This window comes from Flagellimonas eckloniae (assembly GCF_001413955.1).
Classification (GTDB): Bacteria; Bacteroidota; Bacteroidia; order Flavobacteriales; family Flavobacteriaceae; genus Flagellimonas; species Flagellimonas eckloniae.
Genome location: NZ_LCTZ01000002.1, coordinates 3,432,500 through 3,456,416, shown reverse-complemented (window position 1 = coordinate 3,456,416; position 23,917 = coordinate 3,432,500). Strand labels below are relative to the sequence as shown.

Annotated in this window: 24 protein-coding genes; 6 read left to right on the top strand and 18 right to left on the bottom strand. The window is 38.4% G+C overall.

Features of this window, described 5'->3' with window-relative positions; genetic code table 11:
- Nucleotide 1 precedes the first annotated feature (1 nt).
- From AAY42_RS14900 to AAY42_RS14885, 4 genes are all read left to right on the top strand, one after another.
- On the top strand, nt 2-691 hold the full coding sequence (locus tag AAY42_RS14900) for a glycosyltransferase family 2 protein (RefSeq protein WP_055397965.1): 690 nt from the start codon (nt 2-4) through the stop codon (nt 689-691).
- A 1-nt stretch (nt 692) separates the two neighbouring features.
- Nucleotides 693-2,177 (top strand): cellulose synthase family protein, encoded by a 1,485-nt coding sequence (locus AAY42_RS14895; RefSeq protein ID WP_055396633.1) that lies wholly within the window; start codon nt 693-695, stop codon nt 2,175-2,177.
- A gap of 96 nt (nt 2,178-2,273) precedes the next feature.
- The gene (locus AAY42_RS14890; RefSeq protein WP_055396631.1) at nt 2,274-3,839 is read left to right on the top strand and encodes a sulfatase; all 1,566 of its coding nucleotides are present in this window, start codon (nt 2,274-2,276) and stop codon (nt 3,837-3,839) included.
- A 64-nt stretch (nt 3,840-3,903) separates the two neighbouring features.
- Nucleotides 3,904-4,599 (top strand): helix-turn-helix transcriptional regulator, encoded by a 696-nt coding sequence (locus AAY42_RS14885; RefSeq protein WP_055396629.1) that lies wholly within the window; start codon nt 3,904-3,906, stop codon nt 4,597-4,599.
- A gap of 280 nt (nt 4,600-4,879) precedes the next feature.
- Here AAY42_RS14885 and AAY42_RS14880 read toward each other — a convergent pair whose 3' ends face one another.
- The 15 genes from AAY42_RS14880 to AAY42_RS14810 form a co-directional block, all read right to left on the bottom strand.
- The gene (locus AAY42_RS14880; protein WP_055396627.1) at nt 4,880-5,599 is read right to left on the bottom strand and encodes a hypothetical protein; all 720 of its coding nucleotides are present in this window, start codon (nt 5,597-5,599) and stop codon (nt 4,880-4,882) included.
- Between the two features lie 133 nt (nt 5,600-5,732).
- Nucleotides 5,733-7,019 carry an argininosuccinate lyase gene (gene argH, locus AAY42_RS14875; protein WP_055396625.1) on the bottom strand — a complete coding sequence of 429 codons (1,287 nt, stop codon included), beginning with the start codon at nt 7,017-7,019 and terminating at the stop codon, nt 5,733-5,735.
- Nucleotides 7,020-7,028: 9 nt separating this feature from the next.
- On the bottom strand, nt 7,029-7,427 hold the full coding sequence (locus AAY42_RS14870) for an ACT domain-containing protein (RefSeq protein ID WP_055396623.1): 399 nt from the start codon (nt 7,425-7,427) through the stop codon (nt 7,029-7,031).
- A gap of 1 nt (nt 7,428) precedes the next feature.
- Nucleotides 7,429-8,502, bottom strand: coding sequence for a M20 family metallo-hydrolase (locus AAY42_RS14865; protein ID WP_175288775.1), 1,074 nt, complete (start codon nt 8,500-8,502; stop codon nt 7,429-7,431).
- Nucleotides 8,499-9,278, bottom strand: a complete 780-nt coding sequence (gene argB / locus AAY42_RS14860) for an acetylglutamate kinase (protein WP_055396621.1) — start codon at nt 9,276-9,278, stop codon at nt 8,499-8,501. The genes AAY42_RS14865 and argB overlap by 4 nt, the downstream gene beginning before the upstream one ends.
- A gap of 64 nt (nt 9,279-9,342) precedes the next feature.
- Complete coding sequence (locus AAY42_RS14855) at nt 9,343-10,284, bottom strand: Rossmann-fold NAD(P)-binding domain-containing protein (RefSeq protein WP_055396619.1); 942 nt, start codon at nt 10,282-10,284, stop codon at nt 9,343-9,345.
- Entirely contained in the window at nt 10,284-11,045 is a 762-nt protein-coding gene (gene proB / locus AAY42_RS14850) for a glutamate 5-kinase (RefSeq protein WP_055397961.1), read from the bottom strand. The genes AAY42_RS14855 and proB overlap by 1 nt, the downstream gene beginning before the upstream one ends.
- A gap of 1 nt (nt 11,046) precedes the next feature.
- Nucleotides 11,047-12,243, bottom strand: a complete 1,197-nt coding sequence (locus AAY42_RS14845) for a glutamate-5-semialdehyde dehydrogenase (protein ID WP_055396617.1) — start codon at nt 12,241-12,243, stop codon at nt 11,047-11,049.
- On the bottom strand, nt 12,240-13,367 hold the full coding sequence (locus tag AAY42_RS14840) for an aspartate aminotransferase family protein (RefSeq protein WP_055396615.1): 1,128 nt from the start codon (nt 13,365-13,367) through the stop codon (nt 12,240-12,242). The genes AAY42_RS14845 and AAY42_RS14840 overlap by 4 nt, the downstream gene beginning before the upstream one ends.
- Before the next feature lie 9 nt (nt 13,368-13,376).
- Nucleotides 13,377-14,171: a pyrroline-5-carboxylate reductase gene (gene proC, locus AAY42_RS14835; RefSeq protein ID WP_055396613.1), complete on the bottom strand. Its 795-nt coding sequence runs from the start codon at nt 14,169-14,171 to the stop codon at nt 13,377-13,379.
- 48 nt (nt 14,172-14,219) lie between these two features.
- Nucleotides 14,220-15,194 carry an N-acetyl-gamma-glutamyl-phosphate reductase gene (gene argC / locus AAY42_RS14830; RefSeq protein WP_055396611.1) on the bottom strand — a complete coding sequence of 325 codons (975 nt, stop codon included), beginning with the start codon at nt 15,192-15,194 and terminating at the stop codon, nt 14,220-14,222.
- Entirely contained in the window at nt 15,187-16,377 is a 1,191-nt protein-coding gene (gene argG / locus AAY42_RS14825) for an argininosuccinate synthase (protein WP_055396609.1), read from the bottom strand. Before argG ends, argC begins: the two co-directional genes overlap by 8 nt.
- Nucleotides 16,374-16,988 (bottom strand): GNAT family N-acetyltransferase, encoded by a 615-nt coding sequence (locus tag AAY42_RS14820; protein ID WP_055396607.1) that lies wholly within the window; start codon nt 16,986-16,988, stop codon nt 16,374-16,376. The genes argG and AAY42_RS14820 overlap by 4 nt, the downstream gene beginning before the upstream one ends.
- Nucleotides 16,989-17,203: 215 nt before the next feature.
- Nucleotides 17,204-18,568 (bottom strand): polyprenol phosphomannose-dependent alpha 1,6 mannosyltransferase MptB, encoded by a 1,365-nt coding sequence (gene mptB, locus AAY42_RS14815; RefSeq protein ID WP_055396605.1) that lies wholly within the window; start codon nt 18,566-18,568, stop codon nt 17,204-17,206.
- A gap of 131 nt (nt 18,569-18,699) precedes the next feature.
- Entirely contained in the window at nt 18,700-19,158 is a 459-nt protein-coding gene (locus tag AAY42_RS14810) for a GyrI-like domain-containing protein (RefSeq protein WP_055396603.1), read from the bottom strand.
- Between the two features lie 263 nt (nt 19,159-19,421).
- On the opposite strand from AAY42_RS14810, the gene AAY42_RS14805 reads away from it, so the two are divergent.
- Nucleotides 19,422-20,114, top strand: coding sequence for a GNAT family N-acetyltransferase (locus AAY42_RS14805; protein ID WP_055396601.1), 693 nt, complete (start codon nt 19,422-19,424; stop codon nt 20,112-20,114).
- Between the two features lie 37 nt (nt 20,115-20,151).
- On the opposite strand, the gene AAY42_RS14800 is transcribed toward AAY42_RS14805, so the two are convergent.
- Entirely contained in the window at nt 20,152-20,991 is an 840-nt protein-coding gene (locus AAY42_RS14800; RefSeq protein WP_055396599.1) for a pseudouridine synthase, read from the bottom strand.
- Between the two features lie 213 nt (nt 20,992-21,204).
- On the opposite strand from AAY42_RS14800, the gene AAY42_RS14795 reads away from it, so the two are divergent.
- Nucleotides 21,205-21,930, top strand: a complete 726-nt coding sequence (locus AAY42_RS14795) for a hypothetical protein (RefSeq protein ID WP_139063744.1) — start codon at nt 21,205-21,207, stop codon at nt 21,928-21,930.
- 129 nt (nt 21,931-22,059) lie between these two features.
- Here AAY42_RS14795 and AAY42_RS14790 read toward each other — a convergent pair whose 3' ends face one another.
- A complete protein-coding gene (locus tag AAY42_RS14790) occupies nt 22,060-23,010 on the bottom strand; it encodes a carbon-nitrogen hydrolase family protein (protein WP_055396595.1) in 951 nt (316 codons plus the stop codon).
- Nucleotides 23,010-23,915 (bottom strand): geranylgeranylglycerol-phosphate geranylgeranyltransferase, encoded by a 906-nt coding sequence (locus AAY42_RS14785; RefSeq protein ID WP_055396593.1) that lies wholly within the window; start codon nt 23,913-23,915, stop codon nt 23,010-23,012. The genes AAY42_RS14790 and AAY42_RS14785 overlap by 1 nt, the downstream gene beginning before the upstream one ends.
- Nucleotides 23,916-23,917 lie beyond the last annotated feature (2 nt).

The following is a 23,917-nucleotide window of genomic DNA, read 5'->3' as shown; positions in this document are numbered from 1 at the left end:
AATGCCAGATATTAAAGTCATCATTCCCGCAGTAAATGAAGCAGATTCCATTGGAAAAGTGGTATCGGAACTCCCCAAGTCTGTTTCAGAAATTATTGTGGTCAACAATGGGTCAACAGACAATACTTTAGAGAATGCAGAAAAAGCTGGCGCAACAGTTTTAACCGAAAATCAACGTGGCTATGGGTTTGCCTGCCTCAAAGGAATAGATTATGTGGCCAAACAATCCAAAACACCGGATATTATCGTATTTATTGACGGAGACTATTCAGACTATCCAGAGGAATTGGATAAGATAGTAGCCCCAATTTTAGAAAATGACATTGATTTTGTGGTCGGAGCAAGAAAAAAATCGCTTCGAGAACCGGGTTCCATGACTCCACAACAAGTTTTTGGAAACCAATTGGCAACATTTTTAATGCGTTTGTTTTTTAGGGCAAAGTTTACGGATTTAGGTCCTTTTAGGGCCATTAAATACGAAAAGCTCAAAGAATTGGAAATGCAGGATAAAACTTATGGATGGACTGTGGAAATGCAGCTTAAAGTTTTGCGAAAAAAAATGACATATGCCGAAGTACCAGTACGTTATAAAAGGCGAATTGGTATTTCAAAAGTCTCTGGTACAGTAAAAGGTACTATATTTGCAGGCATAAAAATCTTAGGTTGGATTTTTAAATACAGTATAAAATAATATGGGACTAACTATCGCTTTTATCATCATCGCTATTTACACTACAGCCTTAATTTTAATATTCTGCTATAGCTTGGCTCAATTAAATCTTTTGATAAATTATCTGGGCTATAAAAAACGAAATGAAGAAGCCCCAAAATTCAACCTATTAGATCCCAAAGAAATTCCTTCTGTCACAATTCAACTTCCCATTTATAATGAGGAATATGTAATGGAACGCCTTTTGGAAAATATTTCCAAGATAGAATATCCCAAAAGTAAACTGGAAATTCAGGTTTTGGACGATTCTACGGACGATACTGTTATTGAAACAGCGGAAAGGATAAAAGAACTTCAAAAAACCGGACTGGATATAACGCATATTCGCCGAGAAAACAGACAAGGTTATAAAGCCGGTGCTCTTAAAGAAGGTCTGGAAATAGCAAAAGGAGAGTTTGTAGCTATTTTTGATGCTGATTTCCTTCCTGAAAGCGATTGGTTGAAAAAGACGGTTCCATATTTCAAGGATCAAGAAATAGGTGTTGTCCAAACCCGATGGGGGCATATTAATAGAGATTACTCCACGCTTACAAGAATTCAAGCATTTGCTTTGGATGCACATTTTACCTTGGAGCAGGTAGGGAGAAACTCAAAGGGACACTTTATCAATTTTAATGGTACAGCAGGTATCTGGAGAAAAGAATGTATTCTGGATGCAGGCAACTGGGAAGGTGACACGCTTACCGAAGATTTGGATTTAAGCTATAGGGCCCAACTGAAAAATTGGAAATTCAAATATTTGGAAGATGTAGAGACTCCTGCAGAACTTCCTGTAGTAATCAGTGCTGCACGTTCACAGCAATTCCGTTGGAATAAGGGCGGTGCGGAAAACTTCCGGAAAACTGTTTGGAGTGTGATCACTGCCAAAAACATTCCATTTAAAACAAAATTTCATGGCGTAATGCATTTGTTGAACAGTTCAATGTTCTTATGTGTTTTTATTGTTGCGCTACTTAGTATTCCCATGTTATATATTAAGAATATGTACGGCCATTTAGGTTGGATTTTTGAGGTTACCAGCTTCTTTATAGTCAGTACCATTATTCTCTTTGTTTGTTACTGGTTCACCTATAAAAGCATACAGGGTAGTGGTTTTGATAATTTTGTGGATTACATCAAACTCTTTTTTACCTTTTTCTCCGTTGCCCTAGGATTTTCATTGCACAACACGGTTGCAGTATTGGAGGGTCATATGGGTAAACGAAGTGAGTTTGTACGTACACCTAAATTCAACATCAACAATCTTACAGATAGTTGGAAGGGCAATAAATACCTGGCCAAAAAACTATCCCCAAATATGATTTTGGAATTTGCACTTATGGTCTATTTCTTATTTGGAATGTACAGTGCAGTGCCTTTAAATGATTATGGACTTTTTCCTTTTCATTTAATGTTATTCTTGGGGTTTGGATTTGTATTCTTTAAATCACTGACTGCTAAAGCTTAGTATTTTTTTATTCTTAATGACTTCACTTGGGTTTTTGTCCATCCAAAAAATGGCAAAAGTTATTATTTTCAATAACTTCACCTTAACACAGTGTCCATGAGAAAAAGTCTTACCTTTTTTAGAGTTATCCTAATTGTATTTATAACATTCCTGAGCTGTAAAGATTCAGAAAAGGAGCAACTTAGACCAAATATCTTATTCCTATCCATAGATGACCTTCGCCCTACTCTGGGTGCTTATGGAGACTCGGTGGCAATTACTCCAAATATGGATCAGTTGGCCTCTGAAGGCATGACTTTCAGGCGAACTTTTACCCAAGTTGCAGTTTGCGCACCATCAAGAGCAAGTTTAATGACGGGGTTAAGACCGGACTCTACCAGAGTTTGGCATTTGGGAGACAAATTCCGAGAAATCGATCCCCATGCAGTTACAATGCCGCAATACTTTTCAAAATTTGGATACTATACCGTAAACCTTGGTAAAATTTTTCACAATTATATGCCCGATTCCATTTCTTGGGATGAGCCTGACCTGCGCCCATCACGCTACCTAAAACCCGATTGGATTAATAGGGATGGCGAAACATTTTATATTAGTGAAGAAGTCAATAAATCACAGGCAATAAAAAGAGATTCCTTATTAAAATTAAGGCCTATCAGATATGCCGATGGATGGAATACTGGACCCGCATGGGAAGCGGCAGATGTCCATGATACCATGTACTATGATGGCGCCCAGACCAAACTCGCAAAACAGACCTTAAGCCGTTTAGCAAAAATGGACAAGCCATTTTATATGGGCCTTGGTTATTTTAGACCCCATCTCCCGTTTGCGGTGCCCAAAAAATATTGGGACCTATACGACCCCATGAAGATACCGCTGGCCTCAAACCCCGAGATTCCTGACGGTGCTCCATTACATACAATGAATTCTATGTATGAGTTAAGACACTACGACGGTTTTAACCACATTGGACACCCTACGTCCTCCTATAGAATGAGTCAAGATACCATTCGAACATTACGGCAGGGATATTATGCAAGTGTGAGTTATGTAGATGCGCTTTTGGGAGACCTTTTTTCGCACATGAAAAAAATTGGAATCTATAAAAACACCATCATCATTCTTTGGGGAGATCATGGCTGGAAATTGGGCGACCATAATAGTTGGGGCAAAATGACCAACTACAATATCGATTTAAAAGTGCCCATGATTATCCGTTATCCAGAACAAGAAAACAAAGGGGCACAAACCTTTGAAATTACGGAGTTAATCGATATGTTTCCCTCGCTTTGCGAGTTGGCTGGCATTGAAATTCCCGAATATATGCAGGGAACCAGTTTTGTGCCCTTGCTTGAAAATCCAAAACGTATATGGAAAAAAGCGGCCTTTAGTCAATTTCATAGAAGGCCAAGAGTATCAGCGGATGGTAAAAGATATATGGGATATTCCATAAACACTAAAAAATACCATTACATAGCTTGGTATGATTGGAATGAAAAAACGGGGGTGAGAGGGGAATTTAAGGGAGAAGAACTCTATGATTCAGAAAACGACCCACACGAAACAATTAATGTTGCCAGTAATAAAGAGTATGATGAAATAATTCAAAACTTATCTGCACAACTTAGTGAAGGATGGCAATCCGCTATTCCAAATTAACCTACTAATCGATAATCTTCTCTTCATAGTTTATACTTTTATACTAGCACAATGCTAATTTAATATGGAGGAAAAACCACGACTTGCAAGACTTACCGCCATTCTTACCCAATTACAATCCTCGAGAATTGTAACGGCCACACAACTTGCAAACAAACACACTGTAAGCATAAGAACTATATACAGGGATATACGCACCCTTGAAAAATCCGGAGTCCCAATCGTTACGGAAGAAGGCAAGGGGTATTCCATGATGGAAGGTTACAAACTACCACCTGTAATGTTTACGGAAGATGAAGCCAATGCGCTGATTACAGCAGAACAATTGATTCTTAAAAACAAGGATGCCTCTTTTGTACAGAACTATTCTGAAGCCATCGTAAAAATAAAGGCCCTTTTAAAAGGCTCACAAAAAGATAAGGCCAGTTTGCTTACGGAACGCATCTACTTTAGCAACAACTATTCCAATCAAAAGACCAGTAATTACCTCATGCGTATCCAAGCTGCCATTACCAATTTTGAGGTTTTGCATATGGAGTACCTATCTATCGACAATAAACATAGTATAAGAAATATAGAACCCTTTGCATTATACAGTACCCAAGAAAACTGGTTATTGATTGCCTACTGCCGTCTTCGAAAAGCTTTTAGGGTATTTAGAATAGATCATATCCAAAAAATAACCGCAACATTGAAGCATTTTGAATCCCACAACATGACCTTGGAAGAATATTATAAATCTTACGAGAGAGACCATTAGAATACCCCAGAGATACACTCATCCAAAGCCTTAAATTTACGGAAGTCTAAAACTCGTCTAATACAGCACATAAAATAAATATATGGCGGTATGTCTCATCCTAAATTAAAGTTACTAAGTGGCCAAAGAAAATACAATGACACTTATCGGTTTGTGTATGATTAGTTGCGGACTTCTCCAACGGAAAATGTCCGCTGTGACTTAAAGATAATTGATTGCAAGGATTTCCATTTTGGGAAATCCGCCCGCAATTAATTATACACCGTGTTACCACATGTTTTTAACGGTCAACATAATATTTTTTGTGTCGTGCTAAGCTTTTTAAGTCCGTACTGTCCAGTTGAATTTCAACTAGCTTTATTTTCAGTAATTTATTCTTTTCATCGAGAACATATAGTAAAACATTCCCATTATTTTCCTTTATAATAACTGGTGTTGCGTCTGCCAATAATAAAAAGTCATAGTTGTCAATAGAGACAGTTTCCCAGCCTCCAGTATACCAATCAATATGTGGATGGTCCTTTCGGCGATAATACGTTAACTTCGAGTCAAAATAGTTTGTGTCAATACCTTTTTCAGACTCCAATCGAAAGGCTTTGTTGGTAAAATCCAATTTGAAATATGAATTGTTTTTCAATGAATCTGGAATTTTTTTGTAAATCCTTCTATGCTCGTTATAAAATTCGAAAAACAGACTGTCCCGATTAACAAATACCTTTGGTAATGTATAATCTGTTGAATCCTTTGGCCATAGTCTTAGAGATTTACCAATAAGGAAATACTTTTCTTTTATAAGTCCACCATTTGCCTGATGATTATAGGAATGAAAAGTTTGATTTTTTATTTTCAGTACGTCACGACCTGGAGAAAAATAGTCGGTCGAAACACTTGTGTTGTAATGATTTATCCAAACTCCCTCAATTTTTTTGTTTGAATAAATCACAAAGCCAATCCCACAGATAATCAGGGTTATGAATATGATTAGAACTTTTCTTTTCAAAATATGTGGTAACGTTTAAGATATCGTTCGTTTTAATGAACTATATCGTCCGATAAGTGAAGTTCGGAAATTTCACCCAAAAAATCCACTCCTAATTGATGGAATTATCTGATGGTTTTGCGGAGTACATTTTTTATGAATCCAATCCCCGATTCATTTTCTTTTGTATCCCTTCCAAACACAAATTCCCTAAACTGCCTTCATGGGAATGTTCAATATCCCGTTTGGGCGTAAAGGTGCCTGCTTCAATTTCCGTACCCATTTTTTTATAGGCATCCCTAAAGGGCATTCCATTGGTGACCAACTCATTTAAGGTATCCACACTAAACAGATAATCGTATTTGGTGTCATCCAGAATCTCAGTATTTACCTTGATTTCCTTAAGACTGAAATGCATTAACTCCAGACAAGCCTTTATATCTTGAATTGCTGGCACAATCACTTCTTTTACCAATTGTAAATCCCGGTGATAACCACTGGGCAGATTGTTGGTGATCAAGGTCAACTGATTGGGTACGGCTTGAATCTTATTGCATTTTCCCCGTATCAGTTCAAAAACATCAGGGTTTTTTTTGTGGGGCATAATGCTACTGCCCGTGGTCAATTCATCAGGAAAAGAGATAAAATCAAAATTCTGGCTCATATACAGGCAAATATCCATGGCCAATTTAGAAAGTGTGCCTGCAATACTCGAAATTCCAAATGCTGTAGCCTTTTCAACCTTTCCCCTTCCCATTTGGGCAGCCACCACATTGTATTTTAGGGTTTCAAAACCCATTTCCTTTGTGGTAAAACTTCGGTCAATAGGGAAAGAACTGCCATAGCCTGCAGCACTTCCCAACGGATTTTGATCAGCTATTTTATAAGCGGCATCAACAAAATAAAGATCATCTATCAAACTTTCGGCATAGGCTGAAAACCAGAGACCAAACGAGGAGGGCATCGCAATCTGAAGATGTGTATAACCGGGGAGCAAAACAGATTTGTGTTTTTCGGCTAAATCCAACAACAAATCAAAAAGGGTTTTGACCTCGCTTTTAATTTCTGAAAGCTCATTTTTAAGGTACAGCTGCATGGCCACTAACACCTGATCATTTCGGGATCGGGCCGTATGGATTTTCTTTCCGGTATCGCCCAGCTTTTCAATAAGCAGAAATTCAATTTTAGAGTGCATGTCCTCAAAAGCGTCTTCAATGGTAAAATTTCCGGCCGCTATGGTTTCGGCAATGGCATCCAACTCCTGTACCAAAACATTTGATTCGTCCGCACTGATCAACCCGACCTTACCCAACATTTTGGCATGCGCTTTGGAAGCAATAACATCGTACTTGGCCAAGAGCAAATCCAATTCCCTGTCATTGCCAACGGTAAAGTGGTCTATTTTTTTATCTGTGCTGAAGCCTTTGTCCCAGAGTTTCATAAGTCTATATTAATTCATTTTTGACAATTGTTTTAATACGTCAATTGCTTTTTTACCATTTTGTTTATCCACAAAAATATGGTCATGATAATAAGCCGCTACAACATTACAGCTAATTTCATTTTCCGCCAGTACTTTGGAAACAGCAGCGGTAAGCCCCACAGCTTCCAATGACGAATGTACGTTAAGGGTTATCCACGAAGCAACATAATCGTACTTCAAGGATAATTGATCTGCCTTTTGCTTTTCCAACACAAGTGTAACACCTTCCTGTTCCCTAAAACTTGCCAACACATCATGCAAATTGATGGAAAATGAATCACTTACAGAAACAAAAACATAATCGCCTTCATGCAATTGCGGATTCATTTCTGAGAGTAGCTCCGATAAGTTCGTTTTTCCAGACATTTTAACGCGTTAAAAACCCTTTTAAAATTTTTATATATAAATCAATTCCTTCTTCTATTTCGTGTACATGAATAAATTCATTGGCAGAATGGGAACGGGTACTGTCACCTGGACCCAATTTTACGGATTGACAGCTTAATGCCGCCTGATCCGAAAGTGTTGGGGAACCGTATGTTTTTCGACCCAATGCCAGTCCGCTTTTTACCAAATCATGGTCTGGATCAATGGATGATGAATTTAACCGTAAAGAACGTGGCGTTAGTTTGCAGGGAGCTTCGTTTTGCAAAATATCTGCAATTTCTTGATTGGAATAGCAATCGTTCACCCGAACATCAACTACTAGATCCACCTGTGCGGGAACCACATTATGCTGATTTCCAGCAGAGATTTGGGTTACAGTCAATTTTACCTCACCCAAAGCATCTGAAACCTTTTCAAAAGAATAATCTTTAAACCAGTTCAGTACTTCAATACTATTATAAATGGAGTTGTTATCATTTGGATGCGCGGCATGCGAAGGGGTTCCCTCCACAACGGCATCAAAAACCACCAAGCCTTTTTCTGCAATGGCTAAATCCAATAACGTGGGCTCACCCACAATGGCCACATCAATATTAGGGAGAATGGGCAAGAGTGCCCGTATACTTTTTTCTCCGGCGTCTTCTTCTTCGGCGGTAGCGGCCATAATAATATTGTGGTTTAGGTTTTCTCGCTCGTAAAAATGGACAAAAGTTGCCAAAAGGGAAACCAAACAGCCTCCTGCATCGTTGCTGCCCAAGCCATATAACTTACCATCTTCAATATGTGGATTAAAGGGATCTTTGGTATAGGCCGAATTTGGTTTTACCGTATCATGATGGGAATTCAACAGCAGTGTAGGCTTGTTTTCATCAAAATGTTTGTTGAAAGCATATACGTTGTTGTATTGTCTTTCCGTTTTAACGTCAAAATCGTTTAGCCATTTTTGGATAGCATCTCCGGTTTTATCCTCTTCCCCTGAAAATGATGGAATAGCAATCAATTGTTGCAGTAGTTCAATCGCTTTTTGGGTCAATATATCTTGATGTATTGTCATAGTGTCAGGGTGGTAAAATTTGAGGATGAATTTTCAAGCATAGTACTGTCTCCAATACATACTTGTTTTACATTGTTGTTGAGCGCATGGTAGCAATTGTGCATTTTCGGAAGCATTCCGTCAGCAATAATGCCTTGCTGTAAAAGTTGATTATATTTTTTAGAATCGATATGTGCAATAACCGAGTTTTCATCTGCTACACTACGCAAGACTCCTTTCTTTTCAAAACAATAATAGAGGGTCGTTTCAAATTCGGTTGACATGCCAATGGCCAATTCAGCAGCAATCGTATCTGCATTGGTATTGAACAACTGTCCTTTTCCATCATGGGTCAAGGCACAAAAAACTGGAGTGAAATGGGCATTTAGCAGGTTTGAAATATTTTTTGCGTTTACAGCTTCAACATCACCAACAAAACCAAAATCAACCTCTTTTACAGGTCTCTTGTGTGCTTTTATGGAATTGCCATCGGCTCCGCTCATTCCAATTGCGTTGCAATCAAAGGATTGAAGTTGGGCAACAATATTTTTGTTCACCAATCCGCCATAAACCATTATAGCCACATCTAGACTTTCAGCATCCGTAATTCTTCGGCCATTGGTCATCTTGGCTTCAATACCCAGTTTATTGCCTATTTCAGTTGCCTTTTTTCCACCTCCATGCACCAATAGTTTATGCCCTTCCACCTTTGAGAATAATTCCAGCACATGGGAAAGCTGCTGTTCATCCTCAATGATGTTTCCTCCAATTTTTACTATGGATAATCTCTGTTTCATTTTGTGTGTGATCATTTCGAATCTGCATGGATGAGATATCTCACCTACGTTCGATATGACATAATTATTTAATAGTCTCCAATATTTTTTTCAATACAATTTGCGCCGAAAACGTCCTGTTATTGGCTTGTTCTATCACCAAGGACTGGTTTCCATCCAGAACGGCATCTTCCACCACCATATTTCTTCGTACGGGCAGACAATGCATAAACTTGGCCTTATCCAATTTTTCTGCTGTCATCATCCAATCCGTATTTTGATGTATCACTTCCCCATAATCGGAATAACTGCTCCAGTTTTTCACATAAACAAAATCGGCATTTTCCAATGCTTTTTTCTGATTGTGTTCAATCCTGCATCCTTCCGTAATCCTTGAATCAAGCTCATAACCTTCTGGGTGGGTAATGACAAATTCCGCATTCTGGAGCTTCATCATTTTTACAAAGGAATTGGCAACAGCATGCGGTAAAGCCTTGGGATGTGGTGCCCAAGACAGCACAACCTTTGGTTTTGGTTTAGCATTGTTTTCTTCCAATGTGATGGCATCTGCAAGAGCCTGAAGTGGGTGTGCAACAGAACTTTCCATATTCACAACGGGTATGGATGCATATTGGGTAAATCCCTCCAGTACTTCCTCGGCTTCATCCTTTATTTTGTCTTGCAATTTGGCGAATGCCCTGATGGCCACAATATCGCAATATTGGGAAACCACCTGTGCCGCTTCCTTGATATGTTCCGATTTTCCCTCACCCATAATGGTTCCATCACCATATTCCAAGGCCCAGCCTTCGTTCCCGAAATTCATGACCATAACATCCATTCCCAAATTCATGGCTGCCTTTTGGGTACTTAAACGGGTCCTAAGGGAGTTATTGAAGAACAACAAACATATGGTTTTGTCTGCGCCTAAGGATTTGTATTTTTTTGGTTCTTTCTTCAAGGCTATTGCCTCATCTACCCATTGGGTCAAATCATCGGCATCGTGTATGGAGAGGTAGTGTTTCATCATTTGATTTTGGTGTAGTTTACGGAATTTTGCAGGGCATCCTGAATAAAGTTTTCCTTTAATCCATTTACAATCCAGGTCTCAATACCTGCCGCCTTGGCAATGGTGGCCGCCTCTATTTTTGATTGCATTCCACCCGTTCCATGCGAGGATTTGCCATTGTTTATTTCACTGGATAGATTTTTTAAATCATCTACAGAGTCAATCGTCTCAGGTTGATTTTTAAGCAATGATTCCTTGGTATAGATTCCATTGGTATTGGTAGCGATCAAAAGCAAATCAACCTCTAAAAGGGCTGCGGTCAAAGCCGCTAACTTATCGTTATCACCAAACTGGATTTCATCGGTGGCCACCGTATCATTTTCATTGATTATGGGAATGAAATCATTCGCCACAAGCACATTGATGGTATTCTTGATATTCGCTTTGGCGTCGGAATTCTCAAAATCGGAATACGACAACAAACATTGGGACGTAAGTAAGCCCAACTCCCTAAAATTTTCCTGGAAAATGCGCATAAGGTGAGGTTGTCCAATTGCGGCCAGTGCTTGTTTCACATTGATTTCTGGACCGGGATGTTCCAGTTTTACAAACTGTTTGGCAGCGGCAATGGCCCCCGAGCTAACAATGATAAATTCATATTCCGAAGACAAATGTGCAATCTGCCTACCGATATCCTCAACCTTACCTCTTGAAATATGGTTGGTTTCCTTGGTAAGGGTATTGGAGCCTATTTTTAATAATATTCGTTTCTTTTTCATATCATCTAGTTTGGCCATTACCCATTACGTACCATTTATTGCTCACCAAATGCTGCAACCCAATAGGTCCTCTCTGGTGTAATTTGTCCGTACTTATGGCGAGCTCACCACCAAGCCCAAATTGACCTCCATCTGTAAATCGGGTGGAAGCATTATGATACACTGCCGCAGAATCCACCGATTGCATAAAGGTTGATGCCTTTTCATCATTTGAGGTGATTATTGCAGCCGAATGTCCTCCACTGTACTTGTTTATTTTAGTTATGGCCTCGGTCAGATCAGTAACCTGTCCAAGAACAATTTTATAATCCAAAAACTCTTCATACCAAACCGATTCATCCCTAATTTCAGAGGTTTCCCCCAAACTGGAAAGCGATGTATCCGTAAGAATTTCAACCTTACTTTTTTGAAGTTCTTGAATCAAATGTTTAAGAAATTGCTGTTTTCTTGGCAAATCGGCAGCAATCAACACCTTGTCCAAGGCGTTGCAAGCAGATATTTTTGTTGTTTTCGCGTTGTTGATGATATCCAAAGCCATTTCCAAATCGGCTTCGGCATCCACGTACACAAAGTTATTCCCTCTACCACTTACAATTACCGGGCAGATAGCATGTTGTTTTACAAATGCAATTAGTTTTTCACCACCTCTGGGAACTATCAAATCAATTTTTTGGGTCGGGTTTTCCAAAAAACTTTGGGTCTGCGCTCGGTCAAATTGTAAATAGCTTACCCAATCCTTTGAGCAGTCATGAGTTTCCAGAGCTTGATGCCACAAATCAACCAATATGAGATTACTGTTCAAGGATTCTTTCCCGCCTTTTAATAGAATCTTATTTCCTGATTTGAATGCGATTCCGGCTGCTTCGATGGTCACATCGGGTCTAGATTCATAAATAATCAGAATCGTACCAAAAGGTGCCGTTTTATTACTGACCTTGATGCCATTGTCATGGGTAAATTGAAATCGCTCAATACCTAAAGGGTCTTGCTCCGTTTCAAGCTGATTTAAGGAAAGTATCATTCCCTCAATTTTGGAAACATCAACTTTTAGGCGATCTCGCATGGCCAAATCCTCTCCCTTGTATGCTTCCAAATCTTTTTGATTAGCATCTAGAATTTTGGATTGTTCCAACTTTACCAATTGTGACATGGTAGCTAGAACCGCATTTCTTTTTTCTGTTGATAATATCAAACTCATCCCAATTCTGCTTTTAGTGCTTCAAAAAATAGATCAATATGATCTTTCGTAATGTTCAAGGCAGGTAAAATCCGAAGGACATATTTATCCTTTGCACCGCCTGTAAACAATTTCTGGTTGAAAATCATTTTTTTTCGCAATTCGGCAACTTCAAAATCAAATTCCAATCCCAGCATTAAACCTCTTCCCTTAATTTTTTTCACTTGTGGAATCTCAGCTGCTTTTGCTTTGAAATAAACACCAAGTTCATCTGCATTTTGAATTAGATTTTCCGCTTCCATAACCTCCAAAACAGCCAAGGTGGCCACACAAGCCAAATGATTGCCTCCAAAGGTGGTACCCAAAAGTCCAAAAGACGCCTTTATGGATTCGTGGATTAAAATTCCGCCTACTGGAAAACCATTCCCCATTCCTTTTGCAATTGAAATGATATCCGGTTGAATACCATGGTGCTGAAAAGCGAAGAATTTACCACTTCTACCAAAACCGCATTGCACCTCATCCGCAATCAATACTACCTTGTTCAATTTGCATTTTTCAGCAACAAATTGGTAAAATTCGGTGGTGGGTTCATCCAAACCACCAACTCCTTGAATGCTCTCTAAAATAACAGCGCAATAGTCATCTGAATTGATGGTTTTTTCAAAAGCTTCAAAATCGTTTAAGGGCAAAAAGTTTACCTCCTGTTGCTTGTTGATGGGGGCATTTATCTTTGGATTGTCGGTAGTAGCCACCGCGGCGGATGTACGCCCATGAAATCCGTTGCTGAATGCTATAACTTTAGATTTTCCCGTATGAAAAGATGCCATCTTCAGGGCATTTTCATTGGCTTCGGCTCCGGAATTACAGAGAAAAAGATTATAATCGGGACAATTGGAAAGCGTTCCCAGTTTTTCAGCCAATTGGTGCTGCAATGGATTTTGAACGGAGTTGCTGTAAAATCCAATTTGCTCCAACTGATTTTTAAGTCGATTTACATAATGTGGGTGCGAATGACCAATGGAAATAACGGCATGGCCCCCATAAAAATCGAGGTATTTTTCACCTTTATCATCCAAAACCTCTATGCCCTTGGCAGAGACCGGAGTTACGTCGTATAATGGATACACATCAAATAGTTTCATAATTGTTTTTTATCCTTTTCGAATCGCACTTATCTTTTCAAACGAAGCGACAATTCCCTGAATCAAGGAAGAACTCAGTCCTTGATGTTCCATTTCATTCAATCCTTCAATGGTACAGCCCTTTGGTGTTGTAACACGATCTATTTCTTCTTCAGGATGGCTACCGGAATCAATAAGTAAGCTTGCGGCGCCATTGCAGGTGTGCATGGCCAACTCTTGGGCTTCCTTGGCATCAAAACCCAGTTGGATGGCTCCTTGCGTGGTGGCACGAATCAGGCGCATCCAAAAAGCGATACCACTGGCACAAATTACAGTGGCTGCTTGCATTTGTTCTTCAGGAATTTCCATAGTGTGCCCCATTCGATTAAAAATGGCCTTGGCCAGATCAACCCGTTTTTTACCCAGTTCATTGCTACACATACAGGTCATTGAATTCCCAACGGAAATGGCCGTATTGGGCATACTTCGGATAATGTATTTGTCGTGACCGATAATATCTTCAATTTTCGAAATGCTAAAACCGGTTATGGCACTGATAATCACATGATTTTCTGTCAATAAGTCCTTTACTTGTTCCAAAATCGAAGCGAAATGACCTGGTTGCACTGCAAAAATTAGTGTATCCGACTTTTGCACCGCTTCACGATTGTCCGTAGTTACGGTAACGTTGCCATACTTTTCAAAATCTTTGATTTCAGACGTATTCCTTTTGGTCAGGTACATGGTGGTGGCTCCATTGCTATGTAAGACGCCTTTGGCTATTGCCAATCCCAAATTTCCTGCTCCTATGATTGCTATCTTCATAATTTATTTATTTAGGTCTCGATTACGCTCGACCAGACACTGTATGTTTTAAAATACTCCTGCTTTTAATTGCAAACCTTGATTTTCTTCAAAACCAAACATTAAATTCATGTTCTGAACGGCTTGCCCTGACGCCCCTTTGATTAAATTGTCAATTGCCGAAGTGACTAAAAGCACATCTTCATGTTTATGTAAATGGATGTGACAATTGTTGGTGTTCACTACTTGCTTCAAATGGATGGGTTCATCTGAAACATGGGTGAAGATCGCATCGGCATAAAAATCTTTAAACAGGTTTTGGGCATCTTCCACTGAACCTTCAAACTTTGTGTATGCCGTGGCCAATATTCCCCGGGTAAAGTTACCTCTTGTAGGCAAAAAAAACAGTTTTCCTGTTTTATTTCCGAAGGAATCCAGACTTTCACATATTTCACCCAAATGTTGGTGCGTAAAAGGTTTATACCACGAAACATTATTGTTTCGCCAGCTAAAATGGGATGTTGCAGATGGACTAACACCTGCTCCCGTACTTCCTGTAATGGCATTTATATGGACTTCATTTTCCAGCAAACCTGCTTTGGCCAAGGGTAATAATGCCAATTGAATTGAGGTAGCAAAGCAGCCAGGATTTGCAATTTCAGTTGCCGTTTTTATGTTTTCCCTACTTAACTCTGGCAGTCCATAAACAAAAGTTTTTCCATGTAGAACCGCATCTTGACTCAATCTAAAATCGTTGCTTAAATCAATAATCTTAGTACTATTGGAAAAGGTGTTTTCCTCCAGAAATTTAGTGGAGTTTCCATGCCCAAGACATAGAAAAACAACATCCACATTTGGATTTATGGTGCCTGTGAACTCCAAATTTGTTAGCCCCAACAAATCTTGGTGGGCAGTAGTTACTTGTTTTCCTGCCCTAGTGGTGCTGAATACAAAATCAATAGTTGTTTCAGGATGATTCAATAATAACCGAATCAATTCTCCACCGGTGTAGCCCGACCCGCCTATAATACCTGCTTTAATCATGATTTTGGTTTACATGGGTTGCAATTTTACCAGAATTGGAAAGGATTTTTATAAATCCTTTGGCATCATCAGCTGTCCAACCTTTGTTCATTTCGCCATAACTTCCAAAGGAAGCATTCATAAGATCATGCGGCGAGTCTATTCCATCCAATCGAAACTGAAAAGGATAAAGACTTACAAAAACATCGCCTGAAACATTCTTCTGGGTGTCCGTTAAAAATGCTTCAATATTTCTCATGACCTCATCCAAATAGTTCCCCTCATGCAACAACATTCCATAAAAATTTCCTAGTTGTTCTTTTTGGTATTGTTGCCATTTACTCAAAGTGTGTTTTTCTAATAAATGATGTGCTTTAATGATAATCAGTGGAGCGGAAGCTTCAAAACCAACCCTTCCTTTAATTCCGATTATGGTGTCACCAACATGAATATCCCTGCCGATTGCATATTTTGAGGCAATGGCCTCCAGTTTTTCGATAGTTGCCACGGGAGTATCTTTTTCGCCGTCAATTGCTATGAGTTCTCCTTTTTCAAAAGTCAATTTAACTTGCTTTGGCTCCTTTTCTTGTAATTGACTTGGATAGGCCGAGTCTGGAAGGGGTAAATTGGAGGTCAAGGTTTCCTCTCCTCCAACGGAAGTTCCCCATAATCCTCTATTGACCGAATATTTTGCTTTTTCCCAGGAGTAATCCACTCCATTTTTCTGTAAATAATCAATCTCTGCTTCCCGAGATAATTTATTGTCCCTGATTGGGGTTATGATTTCGATTTCTGGCGCCATGATTTGGAAAATCATATCAAATCGAACCTGATCGTTTCCTGCCCCAGTACTGCCATGGGCAATATGGGTTGCACCAATTTTTTTGGCGTGGGATACAATTTCCATGGCTTGCACAATCCTTTCGGCACTTACAGAGAGTGGATAGGTATTGTTTCGAAGTACATTTCCGAAAATGAGGTACTTTACCACCTTTTCATAGAAGTTGGAAACCGCATCAATGGAAGTATATGAAGTTGCGCCCAATGCCAAGGCCTTTTGCTCTATTTCTTGAATCTCTTCAGCGCTAAACCCACCAGTGTTAACGCTTACGGCATGGACTTGAAACCCTTCTTCCTTGGATAAATATTTGGCACAGTATGATGTATCTAGCCCTCCACTATAGGCTAAAACTAATTTTTTCATTTTGTTTTCTTTTTAAGGAAGAGATTTTCTTTGATTTCCTTTAATCGCTGAAAAGCCTTTCCATTTATTTTTTTTGATTCTGATTTTGCGGTATTTGGATCGTAAAGCATGCCCGTACAAAGGCACATATTTCGTTCAGTTCTCGTAAGAATATCGAAGTTCTTACAGGTTTGGCATCCTTTCCAAAATTCCGGATCATCGGTTAGCTCGGAAAATGTCACAGGTTTGTAGCCCAGCTCGTAGTTCATTTTCATTACGGCCAAGCCTGTGGTAATCCCAAAGATTTTGGCATCCGGAAATTTTTGTTTTGATAATTCAAAAACCGCTTTTTTTATTTTTTTGGCAAGTCCTTGCTTCCTATAATCTGGATGTACGATGAGTCCAGAATTGGCCACAAAGTTTTTGTTTCCCCAAACTTCGATATAACAGAAACCAGCAAATTTATCCCCATCCAAAGCGATAATTGCGTTTCCATTTTCCAACCGTTTTATGATATATTCAGGTGTACGCTGCGCGATACCGGTACCACGTACCTTGGCAGATTCCGTTATGGTATTGCTAATAATTTGTGCGTACTTAATATGTGATTCGTTAGCAATTACAATTTTCATTGCTATGTCGATTTAAACTATAAATTAAATATGATTTTGTGTTTTTTGCGGAAATGGACTCACCTATTTCCATAGTTTTAGTGCACCCTTACGGGCGACGACGTGGAGAGAATGGACGTACTGGAGCAGTGATGCTCAATGAAGTTAATATGTATTCTTGTCCTTTCATTATGGGTTAAAAGTACAAATTAATTCCGATTGAGCTAAAATGAGATTTATTTTTTGAAGAAATATAACTTTTTTTGCCCCTTTCCTACTATTTCATAAATCAAATAGCCAAAGACCAAAATATATTCAATGGCCAATAGCCATAGATTTTCCGTATAGTCTGGATTGGAATAGGCCCAATAGCTCAAAATTACCGCAAAAGACCAGACAATTGGATAGCGATATCTTGTAAAAATGCTCAATCCCACTAGAAAGATAATATACCAAGGGTGTACTGTACTTGATAGGAAGTAATAGAGCGATAGTGCGATTAGCATAGAGGTAATTAAGGTGCTAAGATTTTGGTTCTTTCTAACAAAAGCCATTAAGAGCGTAATCACCATTACCAAAATTGCTACTAGTTTACCGTAAGATTTTACTAATTCCCACGGTTTGGCATCAAAAAAATTAGTCCCTATTTGTTTGACCACATTGTAAATTCCTGCATTAAACTCAAAATTAGAAAACCACAGGCTTATGGTCTCAGAATAATTACTGACAAATACAGGGGAATAAAACGGCAAAAATAATACTATACATGATAGCCCAATCAGTATATAAAAGATGGCGCTTTTTTTGAAACCAAAATGTTTTATAAAAAGAGGTAAAAAAAGAAGGGGCACAAGCTTTACCATAATAGATACCGCATAGATCGGAGCGGCCAAAATTTCTTTTTTACTGGAAATTAAATAGAGTGACCAAACAAGGAAAAATAGCATTACACCTTCAAAATGCAGATTTCCTGTAAGCTCAATGATGACCAAGGGGTTTAAAAAATACCAAAATGCCATGTGATTGGATTGGTTTAAATTTTGAAGCAATTTTCTTGAAAAGTAGAGAATGCCCAAATCTGCAAAAATGATGAACAGTCGCATTACAATTATAGAACCCAAAATACTGCCGCCTCCCAATAATGAAGAAAGGGCAAAAATGATTTGATTTACCGGCGGATAGTTGCTAAAATGTTTTGCACTCAATTCGCCCATACCTGCAAAAAGCGCGTCAGCATTTGAGATTGGCAAGCCATTTTGCCCAATTAAATCGTTGGGAGTGTATAAATATGGATTTAAACCATGTTTGATAAGTTCTCCATCCCATATAAACCGATAAAAATCCTGCGAAAGATTAGGCTCTACAAGAAAAAACACCAATCTAAACAGTATCCCTGAAATCAACAGGAATTTGAGATTCCATTTTTCAAACTGAATGAGCTTATAGAAAAAGTAAAACAATCCAGCATAAAGCGTTATGAGCTTGATGAAAGAGGTACGCTCCAAATCATATCCAAAGCTTACATAAAAAAGAATGCTTACTACTACAAAAACAACGGAAAGTTTGTGCAGTTTCCAGAATTTTATAACATCATTGTACATTTATAGCATACGTTTCTTACGTATGCAAAAAGTATAAAAATATATTTGAATAAGAGTATTTAATATTTAAATAAACCGCTATGTCCATTAGCAGATAGATTGGGGACATAGCGGCTAAATAATGTGAGGGTTTATTGCACTGCAATTAAAATTTCAGCTTCTCCATCTGTGGGGTTCAATGCTTTCTCCCCATAGATTTCAATATCAGTAGTGTAGGTTCTTTTTAGATCCGTGTTCCAAATTTCCATCCAGGTATTGATTACGGCATCTTTGGTAAGATCACCCTTGGCCATAAATTTTGTGTAGTTGGAAGAAGGTACCATTTTTACAGTTAGATCCTCTGGAATGTTATCCAGATTGGACACATTGCAACCAATTACAATGGTATAGGGCTTTGTGTGGTCTCCTTCATAATTTGTATAAATGGCATAGATGGTATCATCCACTTTATGGGGAATTTTGTGAGCAACACCTTCTGCCATAAATTTTTGCCATAGTTGAGGAATGTCATTCTCCGCTTTCCCATTTTCATTAGATGTTCTTGCCGATATACCAACAATGGTAAATGCGTCTTTTTTTGTGTGTGTCATGCTTATAAATTTTAAGATTTCTACAAAAATATTTACAGCTTATGACAAGGGTGTGTCAGGGGTGCTTTGATACTGCGATATTTTTGTAGAATTGTTGGTCCTGTTGTTTACAAATACTAATTAAATGTAGATTTTATTACAAAATTTCCGAACTTCACTTATCAGTCGCTAACGACAAATAAAACAGTCCTTAGTTTAACATTGTAAGCAAGCTTAAATGGATCAAGGACACTTCATAGTTAAACTTAATTTCTTTCATTTTAATGATAGATTTAGAACATCAATTAAAAAACCCCGTTTGGCATTCCTTAAAAGAAACTCATAAAGAATTTGCTGTTGAATTTAACGGGGTCCAATTTTACAACCCAGAGATTTGCACTTTTGGGTCTTTTTTCGATGAAACAAAAACAGCAAAAGCTTCAAATGAATATTTAAAAACTTCGGATGAATTCTTCTTCGTTTCAGAGAATCAAACACCAATAATAGATGACACCAAAGTTTTTTTGGAAAAAAAAATTGATGGGTGTCAAATGGTTTTAAATAAATTAATTGACATTCAAATAACAGAAAGAATTGTGTTGTTAGATGAGTCATTTATTGATGAGATCTATGATTTAATTTGGTTGGTTATGCCTGGTTACTATCAAAAAAGAAGCTTTGAAATGGGCAACTATTATGGGATATTTAAGAACGGTCAATTAGTTTCAATAGCTGGTCAGCGAATGCAAACCAATCTTTTTATTGAAGTTAGTGCCGTGGTTACTCATCCCAATTATACCCGAAAAGGACTGGCAAAACAATTGATTGCCTACAATACAAAAGAAATTTTAAAAGAAAACAAAACACCTATTTTACATACAAACAAAGGGAATTTGGCAATTTCTCTGTATGAAAAATTAGGGTATACGTTGACTAGAGATATGAACTGGTGGTTGTATCGTAAAAAAATAAGCTGAATAAAAAGCGTGTGCTTTTATCATTTAATTGATAAAATCACTTTATCATCCCCAAATTAATGATTTCTTGTTCTGTTAGTGGGCGCCAATGTCCTCTTGGAAGGTCTTTTTTGGTCAATCCTGCAAAAATAACCCTGTCCAATTTGGTTACGGTATAACCAAGATGTTCAAAAATTCGCCGTACAATACGATTCCGTCCACTGTGAATTTCAATACCCACCTCCCTTTTTGGGGAACCTTGAATATAACTTACATCATCAACTTGAACCATTCCATCTTCCAATTCCAATCCGGCCTCAATCTTTCGTAAATCGGAAAGGGTTAAACTTTTATCCAAATGTACATGGTAGATTTTACGTACTCCGTATGTTGGGTGGGTCAACTTTTTGGTCATATCCCCATCATTGGTAAAGAGTAAAAGTCCTGTGGTATTCCTATCCAAACGCCCAACGGGCAATAATCTAGATTTGGAAGCACTGGAAACCAGTTCCATTACGGTGCGCCTTCCTTTTTCATCATTTGTTGTAGTGATAAAATTTTTGGGCTTGTTCAGCAAAATGTATTCCTTCTTTTCAAGGCTTAGTTTTCGGCCGTCGAACCGGACATCGTCCGTTCGTTTTACCTTATACCCCATTTCTGAGATTACCTTACCGTTTACAGATACACTTCCGGCAGCAATATAGGTGTCGGCTTCCCTTCGGGAACAGATACCCGCATTGGCAATATACCGGTTTAAACGAATCTCATCTGGGTTGGATGGTTTTTTTGGGGCAGTTTTCTTTCTGGGGGGTCTTCCTTTGGAAAATTGCTTTTTTTTATCGCTTCCAGAGGTTCTATTGGAAGGTTTCCGCTCTCGGCTGTAGTCTGATTTCGCCATCAGTCATTAATTTTTTGCAAAGGTAGTGTTTTCTACTGCCTATTTAATCCTGATGAATAACTATCGCCCATTTATACTGCAATAGTTTATAGGCGTCAATCGGGATTGGATTTTTTAACTAAAAATCCCGAACTTCACTTATCAATCGCTAAAGACAATTAAAACAGTCCTTAGCTTAACGTTACCTGCAAGCTGAAAAATCTGAACTTATAAATGAACATATTACAAAAAATAGCCAGAAGGATAATTAAACAATCTTTTGACCTCTCTGTTTCAACAATCGAATTCTTTAGCAAAATGGAACCTTATGAACAAAAGGTTTCGGAATTAAGAAAACTTGAAAATGGAACTTTAGGAAAAGAAATAGCTGAATGTCTTGACAATCATAATCTGACTTTAGTACCAAAATACGAAAGCCACGATTTGAAACACGTTTTGCTTAATTACCAAATGACGGCTGAAGACGAAATCCGAATGCAAGCATTTATGATTGGAAATGGAAATTATTCTATTCCATCATTTACAATTTTGATATTCGGAGCAATTTTGCTTCCAGACTTGTGGCGAACTTTTTACTCGGACTTTAAAAACGGAAAGAAAACCATCGCAATTTCGGAATGGACAATTGAAAAATATGCTACCCGAAATCTGACGGAATTGAGAACTGAACTATTAAAGCCAGAATTTGAATGCAAAACAGTATTTGATATGAAACGAGTTACAAAATTTGGAGCTTTTGCTTCAATTACAGCAGGGATTTTTGGAATGTTATTTTGTTTGCCATTTCTTTTTTCATCAAATATGGCTGATTTAGTTGGTGCTGGATTTCCTTTTATTGGTGGAGCAATATTAGCAGTTGGAGGATTATTGGCTCTATCGAATTTATCACGACCGAATAAAAGCCAGCAGGTAACAACGGCTATAATTCAGCGTGGCTGAATTGATAGCCCGAAACTAAATACTAATTAATTAAGGTCAGTGCTACTGCGGAAAATTCTACCGAATTTTCCACTCCGAAATCATAGCCAAGACCGATAAGTGAAATTTTAAAAAAGCCTATTCCTCAACTTAATCTTTAAACTCTACAGTAGATTGCCGTTCACGATTTACTGTTAGTTTGGTAACATCAGGTCTGGAATAGTGCCCAACCGGGTCAAAATTTTGTCGTTCCTCATAGACTCGGTTAAAATCCAAAGTTTTATAAATCAACCCTTCATTGTCTATAACGGGTTCCACAATCCACTCTCCATCTGGGCCCGCTATACATGAACCTCCATTGGCAAGCACCTTTGGTGCTTTTTCCAGAATTTTATCCAAATGTGGAGTGTCCTTTGGAAAGTCAGAAGTTCGCATCAAAGATGAAACCGAAATGACAAAGCTTCTCGATTCACGAGCGATAAAGCAAGTAATGTCTTTGGTATTATGTAATCCGCCTGGCCATACTGCAACGTGCAAATTTTCGCCTTGTCCATACAAGGCAGTTCTAGGCAAGGGCATCCAATTTTCCCAACAGTTAAGACCTCCAACGGTAAATTGTTTTAACGGATGTACTTGTAATCCGTTGCCATCACCCGGAGCCCAGGTAAGGCGTTCATCATATGTGGGCTGCAATTTACGGTGTACCGATTTTATTTCTCCCATAGGGTCAATATACACAAGGGAACAATACAGACTATGACCTCCACGGTCTTTGGCCCGTTCCATCATACCCAAATAAATCGCTATGTTATTTTCCTTGGCAAGCTTGCAAATTGCATCCAACTCCCCAGCTTCAATCTGAATGGAATTTCTGGCATAATGGGCATGTAGTTCTTTGTTTACTTTTAAATTCCATGCTGCGCCCTCTGTATATGCCAACCAAAAAGGATATCCTGGTAAAAAAGCTTCGCCAAAAACAAGCAACTCCGCCTTTTCTTTGGCCGCTTCTAGAATAGTTTGCTCAATTTTTTTCAGAGTGGCCTGCTTATCCAGCCAAACTGGGGCAATTTGGGCTAGTGCCACTTTCAATAGGTTCTCCATTATAAAATCCGGTTTAAGACCAAATCAACATCAATCAATAAAATACTGAATACTCCAGCCACAATTATAAACTTTAGAATGTTGTGCAACCAAACATAATGTTTTTTACCATCGGCCTTAATCAATAAAATTAAGAAAAGAGCCAACAGAACTATACATGAAATGAAATAAAGGTACATATACCCCACTTCAAACGTATTGATCAATAATAATGCCGGGACAAGTGTTGAAACAATCAACAGCCCAATTATCAGCTTTGAAACCTTGGCGCCATAAATTATAGGGATGGTTCTGTAATTTTGGGCCATATCTCCAACCATATTCTCTAAATCCTTGATCAGTTCCCGGGCCAAAATCAACAAAAACAGAAAAAGGGCATGCACAAAAATGACGGTCTCAAAATTCTTATAATACACAAAAACCACAAAAAAGGGAGCTATTGCCAAAGAAGCGGAGACTAAATTTCCAACAAAGGGTATCCGTTTTAACTTGTGGGAATACAACCAAATTCCAAAAATATAGACAGAGAAAAAAAGTACTGCCCTAAATGAAATATAGCTTGCCGCAAGAACAGCTAAAAAATTGAGGATGAAATAGGTGGTCAATTTAAATCGCTGGCTGACCAACCGGTCCAACATACTTTTCCTCGGTTTGTTGATCAGGTCTTTTTCTGCATCGTAAAAATTATTGATGATATAACCGCTGGCAATCACCAAAGCCGAAGCGGTTACAATGAGAAAAAGATTAAGGTCCAAAACCACATCGCGTACCGGCCAATTGGGTGATAGTATAAAAATGGAAGCCAAGTATTGTGCGAGCGTTATGATAAGGATATTATATCCGCGCACAACGGAAAACAAACTCAATAGCTTAAAAAGCAGGAGTTTATTTTTTCTACTAAGCATTT